Raw genomic sequence first — 14,393 nt, 5'->3', positions numbered from 1 at the left:
CGGTCAGACCAGCTCGATGTCCGCCGCGGGGCCGGACGGCTCGGCCTGCGCCGCCTGCTCCGCGAGCTCGGCCTCGAGTGCCTTCGTCAGGATCGCGGCGAGCGTCTCGACGCGGACGTCGGCGCTGTCGCCGGCCTCCTCGCCGGCACCGTCGAGCGCCCGGGCAGCCAGCCCGGCCTTGCTGTCGATCAGCTCGGCGATGTTGGCGTCGATGGTCTGCGCGGCGATGATCCGCCAGGCGGTGACGGGCTCGGTCTGGCCGATCCGGTGGACGCGGTCGATCGCCTGCGTCTGCTCGGCGTTGGTCCACGACAGCTCGGAGAGCACGACGTTGGAGGAGACCTGCAGGTTGATGCCGACGCCGGCGGCCGTCAGCGAGCAGATGATCACCGAGACGTCGGGGTCGTTGACGAAGCCGTCGATCGCCTCCTGGCGCGCGGTCCGGCTCTGGTCACCGCGGATCTGCGTGTAGCGCAGGTCGCGCTTGTCGAAGACCTCGGCCGCGGTGTCCATGACGTCGAGGTGCTTGGCGAAGAAGACGACCTTGCCGGCGCTGCGCGCGAGCTGGGCGGCGTAGTCGGCGGCGAGCTCGGCCTTGGCCTGGCCGATCTTGCGCACCATCGTGAAGACGTTGTCGCCCGTCTTCTCGTCGCTGCTCTCGGCGACCTCGCGCTCCGCGACCCGGTGCACGAGGGTGAGGTCGATGCCCTCGACGTCCGCGCCGTTGCGACGGTGCTCGATCGCCGCGCGGTAGCGCCCGACGAGGCGCTTGGCGAGCTGGCGCTCGGCCTCGGCGATGGAGCGGCCCGCCGGGCCCTCGAGCTCGACCGGGAGGTCGGCGATGCGGCGGGCGGGGATGTCGGCGGCCACGTCGACCTTGCGCCGGCGCACGATGCCGAGGTCGATCACCGACTGCCGTGCGAGGGGGTAGAACGCGTGGTCGGCCGGCGTGTAGCCGGTGTCCTCGAGGGCGGCCATCAGCTCGTTGCCGGGCTTGCGCTCGTCGATCCAGCCGAGGAACTCCCAGATCGCGCGGAAGTCCTCGATGTCGTTGATCAGCGGGGTGCCGGTGAGGGCCATCAGCAGCGGCCGGGAGACCCGGCGCCGGATGCGCTCGGAGATCTCCGCGACGTGCTGGGAGCGCTGGGACTTCTTGTTCTTGATGTAGTGCGCCTCGTCGACGACCATCCCGCGGAAACCGTGGTCACCGAGCCAGCCGACGTGGCGGTCGAGGACCTCGTAGTTGACCACGACGATGTCGGCGAACCCGTCGACCGTCGCGCCGTCGCCGTGGATGACCGTGACCGAGCGGTTCGGCGTCCAGCGCTGGGCCTCGCGCGCCCAGTTGGTCTTCACGACGTTGGGCACGACCGCGAGCAGCGGGTAGGCCCGGGCGACCTCGGCGCCGAGCAGCGCCTGGGCGGTCTTGCCGAGGCCCGGCTCGTCGGCCAGGAGGAAGGTGCGGTGGCCGGCCGCGACCGAGGCCAGCAGCTGGCCCTGGTGGGGCATCAGCTCGAAGCCGCGGGGCGTCCGGGTCTCGAGCGGGTCGGGCAGTGCCATGCAGGCCGGCGCACCGGGCACCGGGTGCTCGAAGGCGTTGAGCAGCGGGCCGATCAGCTCCCAGCCGACCAGCTTGCCCTGGGTGCGGGGGGCCGCCTTGCTGAAGTCGGGGGGCATGAACGGGTTGGCCAGCTGCGCGGAGACCACCGAGCGGGGTACGACGCGGCGCTCGGCCGGCTGCTCGGCGCTGAACGTGGGCTCGGCCTCCGGCGCGGGCTCGAGACCGCCGGCGGTCTCCATGTCGCGCTTGATCCGTTTGGTGGCCTCGCTGATGTCGGCGTCGTCCTGGAGGAGCGAGAACAGCGACGGCTCACGCGCCGCGGTGCTGGCCAGGATCGTGGCCACGCCCTCGAGCCGCTTGAGGAAGTTGTCGCGCTGCGCGTCGGTGAGCGTCTCGTCGGCCCGCACCCGCGCCCGCTCCTCGCGCGCCAGCAGCGCCACGGCCTGGAACCGCGCCCGCTGCCCCGAGGTCAGCTGCCGCCGCTCGACGGCGTGCTCCACCTCACGGACGGCCTTGGCGAGCTCCGGGATGACGCCGTCGTTCTGCTGCTGCTGCTTGCGCGCAGGCTGCCGACGCCGGTTCCCACCGGACCGCTGATCACGCTTCGTGGCCAAGCACGTCTCTCTCTCAACTCGTGCGGGCCGTGGACGGCGACGCACCTCCGGGTCGACCAGCCGGACCTCCGCGTGTGCCACGACGCGGCGTCGGTCGGCCGACGTGCGCCCGGGGAATCGTTGCGTCCCGGGCCGAGCAGACCGGCGGCGACCACCCGAGTCCGAACAGAGCGTCGGTCACGTCATCTGGCGCCGGTCGGTGACCAGTGTACGAGATGGGGTGGCGGTCCGCTGCACGTCGTACGACCTGCGTGGCGAGAACGCCCCGGAGAGCCGTCGCATTCCCCGTCGTCGACCCTCAGCCCTTGACGTAGGAGAGCTTCTCGGCGACCAGGCCGTCGCGCACGCGGAAGACGTCGACGCCGCGCACGTGACCGGTCGGCCAGGTGTAGCGCCACAGGACGACGGCGCGGTCGCCGGCGACCACCTGCTGCTCGGTCTCGAAGGTCGACCCGGCGGCATCGCGGAAGAAGGCCGTCCAGGCCGCGCGCACCGCGACCCGGCCCTCGTGGCGTACGCCGTCGGGCGGGGCCGTGGACTCGAAGACGCAGTCGTCGGTCACCGCCGCCATCACCGCGTCGACGTCGTGACGGTCGAACGCCTCGGCGAACCGCGCCACCGCCGCAGCGGTGGCGCGCTCGTCGACGGCGGCGTCGGTGGTCACGGCTGCTCGGCGTAGTGGCTCGCGCCGAACCAGTCCACGACCACGACCGGCTCGTCCCCGACGACCCAGGCATCGTGCCCGGCGGGCAGCGAGGTGACCTGGCCGGGGGTGGCGTCGAGCTCCCGGCCGTCCTCGGTGCGGATCCGGAGGGTGCCGGAGACGTGGTACTGGAAGTGCGGCGCCTCGCAGAGCTCGGTGCCGGCGACCGGCTTGACGTGGTCGGACCAGCGCCAGCCCGGCTCGAGGACCAGGCGGCCGATCTCGGTCCCGCCGATGGAGAGGATCTCGGCGCGTCCGCGCTCGAAGGCGCGCACCTCGTCGGGGGTGGCGAAGTCCGCCTGCTCGACCGTCTGCCGACGGGTCATCTGCTCGGTGCCCATGCTGCCTCCTCGGGTCGGTGGGCCGCCCCTGCGGCGGTCCTTCCGTCTGGACGGGGACGCTAGGTACACCACCTTGCGGAAAGGTTGCGGTTCGCTGGCAGAGGGCGAGCCGCCGGGCGCAGGATGTGGCCGTGACGACCGCAGGGTCCCTCGAGATCCGTCTGCTGGGTCGCTTCGCCGTCCTCCGCAACGGGCTCGAGGTCCCCCCGGCCGCGTTCGCCGGCCGCAAGGTGCGCACGCTGGTCAAGGTGCTGGCCACGCGGCAGGGCCGCTTCGTCAGCAACGACCTCCTCGCGGAGGCGCTCTGGCCCGACCGCCTGCCGGCCGACCCCGTCGCCAACCTCCAGGTGCTCGTCAACCGCGCCCGCCGGGCGATGGGCGACCCGTCGTCCGTCGTGACCGGGCAGGGCGGCTACCTGCTCGCCGCGCCACCCGTCTGCGAGGTGGACGCCGAGCTGTTCCTGGCCGCGGTCGCCCCGGGTCGTCCGGCCACGTGGGCCGACCTGCGCGAGGCGCTGGACCGGTGGCAGGGCGACCCCCTCCCCGAGGAGGCCTACGACGACTGGGCGTCCGACTACCGCAGCCGGCTCCAGCGGGCGCACCAGCAGGCGCTCGAGACCGCGGCGGCGCTGGCTGTGGAGGAGGGCGAGCCCGAGGCCGCCGTGGACCTCGCCGGCCGCGCCGTCACCGCCGACCCCCTGCGGGAGACCGCGGTGCTCGCGCTGGTCGACGCGCTCACGGCAGCCGGCGACCCGGCTGCCGCCCTCCAGACGTACGACGACTACCGCAGGGCTCTCGCGGACGAGCTCGGGGTCTCCCCCTCGGCGGCCGCGGCCGCCGTCCACGCGCGGCTGCTGCGCCAGGGGACGACCCCGGACACCAGAACGCGGGCCCGGCCGCCCCGGGCCCAGCTGCTCGGTGAGCTGACCTTCGTCGGCCGGGACGCGGAGCTGGCGGCGGTGCGCACGCGGCTCGCCGCAGGCAGAGGCGGCGGCGTGGTGGTGGTCGCCGGGGTCTCGGGCGCGGGCAAGTCGCGGCTGATCGACGAGGTCGCGCGCCACGTCGCGGTCGTGCGTGCGCGTGCCTACCTGGCCGAGCAGTCGGAGCCCTGGTCGCTGCTGCGCACCCTGCTCCGCGACGTCCTCGCGCAGGACCTCACCCGCGTCGACGCGCTCCCCGCGCCGATGGCCGCAGCCGTGGGCTGGCTGCTGCCGGAGCTCGACGCCGTGACCGCGTCGACCGACCCCGAGAGCCGCCGGATCCTGGTGCAGCAGGCGACGCTGCGGCTGCTGGGCGGCCTCGACGCCGCGCTCGCGGTCGACGACCTCCAGTGGTGCGACCCGCGCAGCCTCGAGGTGCTGGAGGCCGCCACCAACCGGGTCCCTCAGCTGCCGGTGCTGGTCGCCGTCCGCCCCGACGAGCTGGGTCCGGAGGTCGGGGCCTTCCTCGACCGCGTCCGCACCACGGCCCGGATCGACCTCGGCGGGCTGCCCGGCGAGGCGATCGACCGCCTGGTCGACGACCCTCGCGTCGCCGACGCCCTGCGCGAGCACACCGGCCGGACACCGATGGCGGTCGCCGAGGTGCTGCGAGCCCTGGCCGCCGAGGGCCTGCTCACGCCGACGACCCGCGGGCGGTGGGCGTCGGTCGACGGCGCCGCGGCAGGGCGTGCCGTCGAGCTCGCCCGCGAGGGGCAGCACCGGGCCGTGGCCGCGCGGGTCGCCGCGCAGCCCGCCGACGACCGGGAGCTGCTCGCACTCCTCGCGGTCCTCGCCCGCGAGACCCCGGGGGCGGTGCTGGCCCAGGCCGCCGGCGCCGACGAGCCCGACGTGCTCGGGTCGCTCGGCCGGCTGCACCGGCGAGGGCTGGTGCGCCTCGGCGACCAGGGGTGGGCGACCAGCCACGACCTGGTCACCGAGGTGGTCGCAGCGTCGCTCGACCCCGCCGACCGGGTGCGGCTGCACGCGGCCGTGGTGGACGCCCTGCCTGCCGACGACGACCCGGTCGTGCTCGCGCAGCACCTGCGCGCGGCCGGCCGCTCCGCCGAGGCCGCAGCGGCCTACGCCCGGGCCGCCCGGCACGCACTCGACGCCGCCGCCGACGACGAGGCGGTCGCGGTCGCGACGCAGGGCCTCGACCTCGGCCCGCCGACGTCCGTCGCGGCGCAGCTGCACGAGGTACGCGGCCAGGCCCGCCAGCGCCGCGGCGACATCGCCGGCGCGCGCGACGACCTGGACGCCGCGCTCGCGGCGCACCCCGGCGGCCCCGACCACGCGCGGCTGCTGGCCAGGCTGGCGCTGCTGGCCTCCGGCTCCGACGACCTGGTGCGCGCCGCCCAGCTCGCCGAGCTCGCCGTCGTCGAGGCGGGGACCGATGCGACCGAGCGCGCCCGGGCGCTCGAGGTGGCCTCCGTGCTCGACATGAACCTCGGGCACGAGGCGCGGGCTGCCGAGCGTGCCTCGGAGGCGCTCGCCCTCTACGAACGGCTCGGCGACGCCAACGGCATGGCGCGGATCATCGACGCGCGGGCCATGGCCTCCTTCCTCGGCGGTGACGTGGCCGGCGGCGAGACGGCCCTGAGCCGCGCCGCCGACCTCTTCCGCGACTCCGGCGACCTGGTGCGGGTGGTGACACCCCGGTCGACCGCCGGCCACGCCCTGGTCTTCGAGGGCCGGCCGGAGGAAGGTCTGGCGCTCGTGGACGAGGCGCTCGGGCTGGCGCGCGACCTCGGCCACCCCGAGAGCCAGACCTACGCGCTGTGGCACCGCGCGGAGGCGCTGGCCGCGCTGCGCCGGGCGGACGAGGCGACCGACGCCGCCGCCGAGGCGCTCGCGATCGCCACCCGCATCGGGCACCGCGGCTGGACGGCGACCGCCTGGCGTGCGATCGGCCTGGCCGCGCAGCGGCGCGGCGACCTCGACGCGGCCCTGCACGCCTTCCGCTCCTCGCTGCGCACCTCGGAGCACCTGGGGCTCTTCGCGAGCTGGGCGGCCGCGCGCACGGCGATGGTGCTGGTCGAGTCGGGCAGAGCGCACTCCGCCGAGCCGCTGGTGGCGCGGGCGCTCGCGGAGGGGCCACCGCTGGGTCACTACGAGGCCCGCTGGGCGCGGGTGGAGGTCGCCGCGGCCACCGGTGACCCGGCGACACCCGGGCTGGCGCGCGAGGCGGTGGCGCTCGCCGACGCGGGTGGGGTCCGCCAGGGCCGCGACCGGCTGGTCGTGCTCGGCGCCTGACGTCCGCCTCGCTCGCTCAGGCGGGTGCGGACGCCGCGCGCCACTCGCGCTCGAGCAGCCCGTACACCCACGAGTCCGAGACGTCGCCGTCGACGATGCAGTCCTCCCGCAGCGTCCCCTCGTGGACGAACCCGAGCTTCTCCAGGACGCGGGCAGAGGCGGCGTTGCGGGTGTCGGCCTCGGCCTGGACGCGGTTGAGGTCGAGGGTGTCGAACGCCCACGCCAGCAGCGCACGGGCGGCCTCCGTCGCGTACCCGTGACCCCAGGCGGCCTCGGTCAGGACGTAGCCCAGCGACGCACTGCGGAAGTCGGCGTTGTAGCTCGTCAGGCCGCACCAGCCGAGGAAGTCACCGTCGGAGGCGCCCTCGATCACCAGCCGGGCGCCGCTGCCGTCGTCCGCGATCTGGCGGCACGCCGCGATGAAGCGGTCGGCACGGGCCCGCTCGGTCCACGGCGGCGAGTCCCAGTAGCGCAGCACGTGGGCGTCGCCGTGCAGCGCGAAGAGCGCATCGGCGTCCGCATCGGTGACGGGGCGCAGGCGGAGGCGCTCGGTCTGCAGCGTGGGGGTGGGCAGCGACATGCGGGCGATGCTGCCCCGTGGGGCGGCCGGGGGGAAATGGATTGTCAGGAGGCCGGTTGACTGTTCCGCTGCGCGCGGCGTCACTATCCTGCGCAGATGGTCGAGGAAGCCCCCGCCGCGACCGACCCTCTCCCCGGGCCGATCGAGATCGTCCCCTACGAGCCCGGGCGCCAGGCCGACTTCGAGCGCCTGAACCGGGAGTGGCTCGAGCGCTGGTTCAGCATCGAGGAGGTCGACCGGCTGGTGCTCACCGACCCCGAGCAGCACCTGATCGCCGACGGTGGGCAGGTCCTGCTGGCGGTCGCTGCGGACGGCACTGCCGTGGGCACCGTCGCCCTGCGGCACGACGGTGACGGTGTCTACGAGCTGACCAAGATGGCCGTCACCCCCGGGCTGCGCGGCGCCGGCATCGGCCGCCAGCTGGCCGAGGCCGCGATCGGGGCGTACGTCGGGACGGGCGGGCGTGAGCTCTACCTCGAGACCAACTCCCGCCTCGGGCCGGCGATCGCGCTGTACGAGAGCCTCGGCTTCGAGCACCGCCCGCTCCGCGACGGCTCGCACTACGCACGCGCCGACGTGCACATGGTCTGGGTGCCGCCGGGCGGGTGACTCAGCCCAGGATGCGCTCCCGCGTCGGGTCGTAGAAGGGCCGCAGCGACAGGGTCGCCGGGTGGCGGGTGCCGGCGACGTCGACCTCGAATCCGCCGGCGCGCAGCCAGTCGGGCGTGACGCCCTCGTCGTGCTCGACGACGGCGAGCCCGACGCTGGTGCCGAGGGTGTGCCCGAAGTCGCCGGCGCGGACGTAGCCGACCCACGTGCCGTGGTGCAGCACCGGCTCGCCGCCGTGCAGCAGGGGCTCGGGGTCGTCGACCCGGACGTGCACCATCCGCGCCCGGCGGTCGTCGCGGCGGGCGAGCAGCGCGTCGCGCCCGGTGAAGCCGCCGGGCTTGTCCCACGCGATCGTGAACCCGAGCCCGGCGACCAGCGGGTCGTCGGTGTTCTCGATGTCGACGCCGTAGTCGCGGTAGCCCTTCTCCAGCCGCAGCGACCCCATCGCGAGCAGGCCCACGTCGCGCAGCCCGTACGGCGCGCCGGCGGCGACCAGCGCGTCGTACACCGAGGCGGCCTGGTCGGCCGGCACGTGCAGCTCGTAGCCCAGCTCCCCGAGGTAGGTGACCCGCAGCGCGAGGAAGCGCGACGACCCCACCTCGACCTCGCGCGCGGTGAGGTAGGGGAAGGCGGCGTCCGACCAGTCGTCGGGCGACAGCGACGCGAGCAGCTCGCGCGACGCCGGCCCCTGCACCGACAGCAGGGTGGTGCCGGCCGTGACGTCGGTGCTGATCGCCACCTCCCCCGGCGCGGGCGCGCGGCGCAGCATCGTCTCGACCCGGCGGTGGACCACGTCGCTGGCCACGACGAGGAACCGCTCGTCGGCGAGCTTGGTCACGGTCAGGTCGGCGAGCAGGCCGCCGTCGTCCTGGCACCACTGCGTGTAGACGACGCGTCCCGGCTCGCCGTCCACCTGGCTCACCGAGAGCCGGTTGAGCACTCCGCCGGCGTCGGGTCCCTGCACGAGGAACTTCGACATCAGCGACATGTCCATCACGCCGACCGCCTCGCGCACGGCGCGGTGCTCCTCCGCGACGCGGGGGAACGACGCCGCCCGGCCCCAGGTCGCCTCGGGCGCGGACGTCGTGCCGGGGTCGCCGAACCACAGCGGGTACTCCCAGCCGGCCGACTGCCCGAACCTCGCGCCGGCCGCAGCCAATCGGTCGTGCAGCACCGATCGCCGTACGCCGCGCCCGCTGCGCCACTGGAAGGTCGGCCACACGCCGTCCCCGAACAGCACGCCCAGCGCCTCGACCACCCGCTCGCCGCGGAACCGACGGGTGGTCTCGTGCGGCAGCGCCCGCTCGACCGAGTAGTGCGTGACGTCGACCGGCGGCCGGCCGTCGACGATCCACTGGGCGACCACGCTGCCGGCGCCGCCACCGGACAGGATGCCGAGGGAGTTCATGCCCGCGGCGACGAAGACGCCCTCGACCTCGGGCGCGGGGCCGAGCAGCGGGTGCACGTCGGCGGTGAACGACTCGGGCCCGCAGAAGAGCTTCCGCAGCCCGATGCCCTCGAGGCCCGGGTAGCGCCACATCGCGCGCTCGAGGAAGGGCGTCATCCGGTCCCAGTCGGGCGGGATCGTGCCGAAGGCGAAGTCGGCCGGCGGCGCGTCGAGGTGCCAGGCCGCGCCGACCGGCTCGAACAACCCGACCAGCAGGCCGTCGGCCTCCTCGCGGTAGTAGCCGTAGCGGTCGGGGTCCTCGACGACCGGCAGGTCGCGGTGCACGCCGGGCACCGGCTCGGTCAGCAGGTAGTAGTGCTCGGCTGCCTGCAGCGGCACGTCGACGCCGCAGCGTCGCCCGAGCTCGCGGGTCCACAGGCCGGCGGCGAGCACGACGGTCTCGCACTCCACGTCCCCGCGGTCGGTGACCACGGCGGTCACGCGCCCGCGCTCGGAGCGGAGGCCGGTCACCGACGTGCCGGTCACCACCCGCACGCCGAGCTGCCGGGCGCCCTTGGCCAGCGCGGTCGCCACCCCGACCGGGTCGGCGCGCCCCTCGTCGGCGACGTACGACGCGGCGAGCACGTCGTCGACCCGGGTCACCGGCGTCAGCTGCGCGACCTCGGCCGGCGAGACCTCGACGTTGTCGATGCCGAAGCCGCGCTGGAAGGCGCGCTCGCGGCGCAGGGTCTCGAGCCGCCCCGGGTTGCAGGCGAGGTGGAGGTGCCCGATCTCCCGGAAGCCGGTCGAGTGCCCGGTCTCGGCCTCGAGCCGGGTGTAGAGGTCGCGCGAGTAGCGGGCCATCCAGATCGAGGTCTCGTCGGTCATCCCGGCGCTGGTGATCAGCCCGGCCGCGTGCCACGTCGTCCCGGCCGTGAGCTCGTGGCGCTCGACGAGGACGACGTCGGTGACGCCGAGGTGCGCGAGGTGGTAGGCGACGCTCGACCCGACCACGCCGCCGCCCACGACGACGACGCGGGCCCGGGCGGGCAGGCCGGCGTCCGGCTGGCTGACTGAACGGTCATTCACCCGCCACATCATGCCCGGGCGAGCGGGTTTCGTCAGCCGCCCGACAGACCGGTCTCGCGCGCCACCACGACGGCCTGGGCGCGGTCGCGCAGGTCGAGCTTGGCGAAGACGTGTCGCACGTGGGTCTTCACCGTCGCCATGCTGATCACCAGCTCGCTGGCGATCTCGGCGTTGGAGCGCCCCTCGCCGATGAGGGCGAGGATCTCGCGCTCGCGCTCGCTGAGGTCGGCGAACCCCGGGGGCCGGGCCGGCGGCACGGGCGGGTGGGCGGAGAAGTGCTCCATCAGCCGGGCCAGCACCGCCGGGGCGACGACCGGCTCACCGGCCGCCGCCCGCTCGACCGCGTCCACGAGCCCCTCGGCGGTGACGTCCTTGAGCAGGAAGCCCACCGCGCCCGCCCGCAGCGCGTCCGCGACGTGCTGGTCGGCGTCGAAGGTCGTCAGCGCCAGCACCTTCGCGGTGCCGGCCGCGACGACCTGGCGGGTGGCCTCGACACCGTCGGTGCCGGGCATGCGCAGGTCCATCAGCACGACGTCCGGGCGCAGCTCGGCCGCGGCCGCGACCGCCGCGGCACCGTCAGCGGCCTCACCGACGACCTCGACTCCCCCGAGCTCGAGGATCATCCGCAGGCCGTGACGCACCAGGTCCTGGTCGTCGGCGACGACGACGCGCGTCATGCCCCCACCGCCACCGGGATGCAGACGCGGACGTCGAACAGCCCGCTGGTCGTCGCCACCTCGAACGTCCCGCCCAGCAGCTCGGCGCGGTGGCGCATCCCCGTCAGGCCACGGCCCGGCGCGACGCGGCGTCGCCCGGGCGCCGGGTTGACCGCACGGACCCGCACCGCCTCGGGCGACCAGTCGACCTGCAGGTCGACCGGCGCACCGGGGGCGTGGCGACCGGCGTTGGTGAGGCACTCGCGCACGATCCGGTTGACCGCGAGCGCGACCGGGGCCTGGTCAGGCGGCGGAGTGCCGGTCACGGACAGCGTGCCGGCGATCCCGGCGTCGCGGGCGCGGTCGACGAGCGCAGCGAGGCCCTCGGGCCCTGCGCCCTCGCCCTCGGGCGCCAGCACACCGAGCACGGCGCGGATCTCGGTGAGCGTCTGGTGGGCGGTGGACCGGATCGCCTCGACGGGCTCGGCCGCCCGGGCCGGGTCGAGCCGCAGCGCCGCAGCGGCGGCCTCGGCCTGGATCGCGATCAGGGTGACCTCGTGCCCGACGACGTCGTGGAGCTCCTGCGCGATCCGTGCGCGCTCGGCGCCGACGGCCGCGGCCTCGGCCCGGCTGCGCTCCTCCGCGAGCTCGCGGGTGAGGGAGACCAGCGCCTGGTTCTGCCGCTGCTGGTGCCGCACCGCCCGGCCCGCCACGGCCGGGGCCAGGACGACCAGGCCGGCGCCGATCGCGGCGACGGGCGCCTCGGGGCCGAGCAGCGTGCCGGCCACGGAGAGCAGGGCGGCCACGAGGGTGGCGCCGACCACCGCGCGGTCGGGCTCGCCCCGGTTGCCGAGCGCGTAGAACTGGAGGATCACGACCACGAACCCGAGTACCGGGTAGCCCTCGAGCGGGATCAGCCAGAAGGCCGCCATCACGAGGCTCGACTCGACCGGGAAGGTACGACGCCAGGCGACCGGCAGCGTCGACCCCACGACGTACAGCACGGCGAGGGCGGGGGCGGCGAGCGGCAGCAGCGCCGTCTGCAGCAGCCCGGCGACCGTGAACGCGACGGCCAGCCCGGCGTCGAGCCAGGTGGTGCGCAGGCGGTCGAGCAGGTCCACGCGCCGCAATGTAGTGAGCCGGGGGCGTCCCTCGCATCAGCCCACGGGATGAGCGCCGGGCGGTCGGCGGGGTGAGCGCGAACCGTCCGCGGGATCGATGTGGCCGGCACCGCCGGATTCCTAGGTTTCGTGTCGGCCCGGTCCGGGCCCACCACAGAACGGAGAACCTCGATGTCCACCACGTCCACCCGCCCGGCGCACGACCTTCCCGCCGCCCCGGGCACGCAAGGCACCGAGACGCGGCTCGCCCGCGCCTCCGCTCGCTTCGGCGTCGCCTTCGCGGTCTGCCAGCTCGGCGTCATGGTCGCCATGACCACCCTGGTGCTCCCTCGCGGCGGCTCACCCGGTGAGTCCGCCCTGGAGTGGGGACGCCACGTCCTCGACGCCGCGGACTGGTACCGGTGGGGCAACTACGCCTTCATGCTGGCCGGCGTCCTGCTGCTCGGCTTCCTCGGCGTGGTCCACCAGCGGCTGCGCCGGGCCGACCCGAGCGGGATCCTGTCCACCGTCGCGCTCGCCTCCGGCACCCTGCTCGGACTGGTCTGGCCGTTCGCCGCGATCCTCCACGACGTGGCGCTCGACACCGCCGCCAAGGGCACCGACGTCCGGATCCTCGCCGGCTGGGACGCGATCGCGCCGTACTCGCTGGCCTTCTCGGCCCTGCCGCGGATCTTCTTCGTGGGTGCGATCGTGCTCGCCCTCACCCTGGAGGGCCGGTCGCGCCGGCTGCGCAACGTCGGCGTGGCGCTGCTGCCCCTGAGCCTCGTCGGCACCGCCACGGTGGTGACGGGAGCGGTCTTCCCGGTGCTGGCCCTGAGCACCCTCGGCTACGAGCTGTGGGTCGGCGCCCTCGCCTGGCGCTGGCTGCGCGAGGACCGCTGAGCACCTCTCGACAGCGGCGGCCGGCGCGGTTACGGTCGATGACTGACTGAGCGTTCAGTCACCGATAGGGGAACCACCGTGCGACCTTCCTCTCCCGCACCGGCCGCCGCCGTCGTCACCGGGCTCGGACTCCTCGCTGCACTGCTCGCCGGGTGCACGGGTTCCGACGAGCCCGAGGAGCCGGCCGCCGCACCGTCCACCTCCCCGGCCGCGGGCGGGGCGCCGGAGCCGGACCCGGTGGACCTGTCGCTGCTCGTCTTCAACGTCGAGTACGGCGGCACCCGCGCGACCGACGCGGTGATGGAGGACCTCGACGCCGACGTGGTCGGGGTGCTCGAGTCCTACAACCGGCTGCCGAAGATCGCCGAGGCCGCGGGCTACCCCTACTACGACGTGGGGCTGCAGATCCTGTCGAAGTACCCGATCCTCGAGCCCTCCGGCGCCGACGGCCTCTACGCCTACCTCGAGGTACGACCGGGCGAGGCGGTGGCGATGATCAACACCCACCTCGACTACGTGAAGGACGGCCCGCGCCAGCTCGTGGAGGGCGTGCCGGTCGAGGAGGTGCTGGCCTCCGAGGACGAGGTGCGCACGTCGAGCATCGAGAAGCTGATCCCGTCGGCCGAGGAGCTGATGGCCGACGGCTGGCCGGTGCTGCTGACCGGCGACCTCAACGAGCCGTCCCACCTCGACTGGACCGCCGAGACCGCCGACCAGCACCGCGGCTTCGGGCCGGTCGCGTGGCCGGTGAGCCGGGCGCTGGTGGACGCCGGGATGACCGACGTCTACCGCGAGGCACACCCCGACCCGGTGACCGACCCCGGCAACACCTGGGGCGACGTGGGCGACACGGGCCGGATGGCGCGCCGGATCGACTTCGCCTACGCCGGCGGGCCGGTCGAGGTGGGCAGCAGCCAGGTCGTGGGCGAGGAGGGCGTCGACGGCGTCGACCTGGGCTACCCGCGCTGGACCTCCGACCACCGCGCCGTCTACTCCGAGCTCACGGTCACCCCCGCCCCGATCCCGACGACGGTCGCGCTGTCGCGGCGCCTGGTCACCGTGGGCGAGGAGGTCACCGCGTACTGGTGGTTCCCCGACGGCACCTCTGCCGGCAGCATCGGGCTGAGCGGACCCGGCTCCGCGTCGTACGACGTGAGCGGCGAGGTGGGCACCCTCGACCTGGGCACCGCCGAACTGCCGCCCGGGCGGTACGACGTCACGCTGGCCGGCGCCGACGGGGAGGTGGTGGCGACCAACCAGCTCGACGTGCGCTCGGCGACGGCGGACGTGGAGGTGACGACCGACCGCGCGACCTACGGCGTCGGCGACGACATCACGGTGTCGTGGACCCAGGGCCCGGCCAACCGGTGGGACTGGATCGGCGTCTACCGCGCCGACGCAGCGAACCCGTTCCAGGACGACTACCTCGTCTGGGCCTACACCGGTGGCCACGACGCGGGTGCGCTGCCGCCCACCACCGACGGCGAGCTCGTGATCGGGCAGGACCACCTGGGCAGCCCGTGGCCGCTGCCGCCCGGCGACTACGTCGTCCACTACCTGCTCACCGACCGCTACCGCTCGGCCGGCTCCGCGGAGTTCTCCGTGCGGCGTTGAGCC

General features: G+C 74.8%; 11 protein-coding genes. 4 read left to right on the top strand and 7 right to left on the bottom strand.

Annotation, left to right across the window (positions count from 1 at the left end):
• Positions 1 to 3: 3 nt before the first annotated feature.
• The 3 genes from ACFPGP_RS01295 to ACFPGP_RS01285 form a co-directional block, all read right to left on the bottom strand.
• Complete coding sequence (locus tag ACFPGP_RS01295) at positions 4 to 2,175, bottom strand: DEAD/DEAH box helicase (RefSeq protein WP_378585802.1); 2,172 nt, start codon at positions 2,173 to 2,175, stop codon at positions 4 to 6.
• A gap of 298 nt (positions 2,176 to 2,473) precedes the next feature.
• Positions 2,474 to 2,839 carry a nuclear transport factor 2 family protein gene (locus ACFPGP_RS01290; RefSeq protein ID WP_378585799.1) on the bottom strand — a complete coding sequence of 122 codons (366 nt, stop codon included), beginning with the start codon at positions 2,837 to 2,839 and terminating at the stop codon, positions 2,474 to 2,476.
• Positions 2,836 to 3,219 carry a cupin domain-containing protein gene (locus ACFPGP_RS01285; RefSeq protein ID WP_378585795.1) on the bottom strand — a complete coding sequence of 128 codons (384 nt, stop codon included), beginning with the start codon at positions 3,217 to 3,219 and terminating at the stop codon, positions 2,836 to 2,838. Before ACFPGP_RS01285 ends, ACFPGP_RS01290 begins: the two co-directional genes overlap by 4 nt.
• A gap of 131 nt (positions 3,220 to 3,350) precedes the next feature.
• On the opposite strand from ACFPGP_RS01285, the gene ACFPGP_RS01280 reads away from it, so the two are divergent.
• Positions 3,351 to 6,452: a BTAD domain-containing putative transcriptional regulator gene (locus tag ACFPGP_RS01280; protein ID WP_378585792.1), complete on the top strand. Its 3,102-nt coding sequence runs from the start codon at positions 3,351 to 3,353 to the stop codon at positions 6,450 to 6,452.
• 16 nt (positions 6,453 to 6,468) lie between these two features.
• Here ACFPGP_RS01280 and ACFPGP_RS01275 read toward each other — a convergent pair whose 3' ends face one another.
• Positions 6,469 to 7,032, bottom strand: coding sequence for a GNAT family N-acetyltransferase (locus ACFPGP_RS01275; RefSeq protein WP_378585790.1), 564 nt, complete (start codon positions 7,030 to 7,032; stop codon positions 6,469 to 6,471).
• A 96-nt stretch (positions 7,033 to 7,128) separates the two neighbouring features.
• Here ACFPGP_RS01275 and ACFPGP_RS01270 point away from each other — a divergent pair, with 96 nt between their 5' ends.
• Complete coding sequence (locus ACFPGP_RS01270; protein WP_378585789.1) at positions 7,129 to 7,641, top strand: GNAT family N-acetyltransferase; 513 nt, start codon at positions 7,129 to 7,131, stop codon at positions 7,639 to 7,641.
• Between the two features lies 1 nt (position 7,642).
• On the opposite strand, the gene ACFPGP_RS01265 is transcribed toward ACFPGP_RS01270, so the two are convergent.
• From ACFPGP_RS01265 to ACFPGP_RS01255, 3 genes are read right to left on the bottom strand one after another with little or no spacing between them, the layout of a single operon-like run.
• Positions 7,643 to 10,117 (bottom strand): FAD-dependent oxidoreductase, encoded by a 2,475-nt coding sequence (locus ACFPGP_RS01265; RefSeq protein WP_378585788.1) that lies wholly within the window; start codon positions 10,115 to 10,117, stop codon positions 7,643 to 7,645.
• 32 nt (positions 10,118 to 10,149) lie between these two features.
• Positions 10,150 to 10,794, bottom strand: a complete 645-nt coding sequence (locus ACFPGP_RS01260) for a response regulator (protein WP_378585786.1) — start codon at positions 10,792 to 10,794, stop codon at positions 10,150 to 10,152.
• Complete coding sequence (locus ACFPGP_RS01255) at positions 10,791 to 11,894, bottom strand: sensor histidine kinase (RefSeq protein ID WP_378585783.1); 1,104 nt, start codon at positions 11,892 to 11,894, stop codon at positions 10,791 to 10,793. The genes ACFPGP_RS01260 and ACFPGP_RS01255 overlap by 4 nt, the downstream gene beginning before the upstream one ends.
• 171 nt (positions 11,895 to 12,065) lie before the next feature.
• Here ACFPGP_RS01255 and ACFPGP_RS01250 point away from each other — a divergent pair, with 171 nt between their 5' ends.
• Together ACFPGP_RS01250 and ACFPGP_RS01245 are read left to right on the top strand one after the other, a co-directional pair.
• Positions 12,066 to 12,776, top strand: coding sequence for a hypothetical protein (locus tag ACFPGP_RS01250; RefSeq protein ID WP_378585780.1), 711 nt, complete (start codon positions 12,066 to 12,068; stop codon positions 12,774 to 12,776).
• Between the two features lie 78 nt (positions 12,777 to 12,854).
• The gene (locus tag ACFPGP_RS01245; protein WP_378585777.1) at positions 12,855 to 14,390 is read left to right on the top strand and encodes an endonuclease/exonuclease/phosphatase family protein; all 1,536 of its coding nucleotides are present in this window, start codon (positions 12,855 to 12,857) and stop codon (positions 14,388 to 14,390) included.
• Positions 14,391 to 14,393: the final 3 nt, after the last annotated feature.

Origin of the sequence: Nocardioides taihuensis (assembly GCF_042657275.1) — a bacterium.
Classification (GTDB): Bacteria; Actinomycetota; Actinomycetes; order Propionibacteriales; family Nocardioidaceae; genus Nocardioides; species Nocardioides taihuensis.
The sequence above is the reverse complement of the archived record's forward strand: the minus strand, read 5'-3'. Positions and strand labels throughout refer to the sequence as shown.

What these genes read in the sequence shown, in the direction of transcription:
- ACFPGP_RS01285 (WP_378585795.1), bottom strand. Translation starts at nt 3,219, where the DNA reads ATGGGCACCGAGCAGATGACCCGTCGGCAGACGGTCGAGCAGGCGGAC.
- ACFPGP_RS01250 (WP_378585780.1), top strand. Translation starts at nt 12,066, where the DNA reads ATGTCCACCACGTCCACCCGCCCGGCGCACGACCTTCCCGCCGCCCCG.
- ACFPGP_RS01270 (WP_378585789.1), top strand. Translation starts at nt 7,129, where the DNA reads ATGGTCGAGGAAGCCCCCGCCGCGACCGACCCTCTCCCCGGGCCGATC.
- ACFPGP_RS01260 (WP_378585786.1), bottom strand. Translation starts at nt 10,794, where the DNA reads ATGACGCGCGTCGTCGTCGCCGACGACCAGGACCTGGTGCGTCACGGC.
- ACFPGP_RS01275 (WP_378585790.1), bottom strand. Translation starts at nt 7,032, where the DNA reads ATGTCGCTGCCCACCCCCACGCTGCAGACCGAGCGCCTCCGCCTGCGC.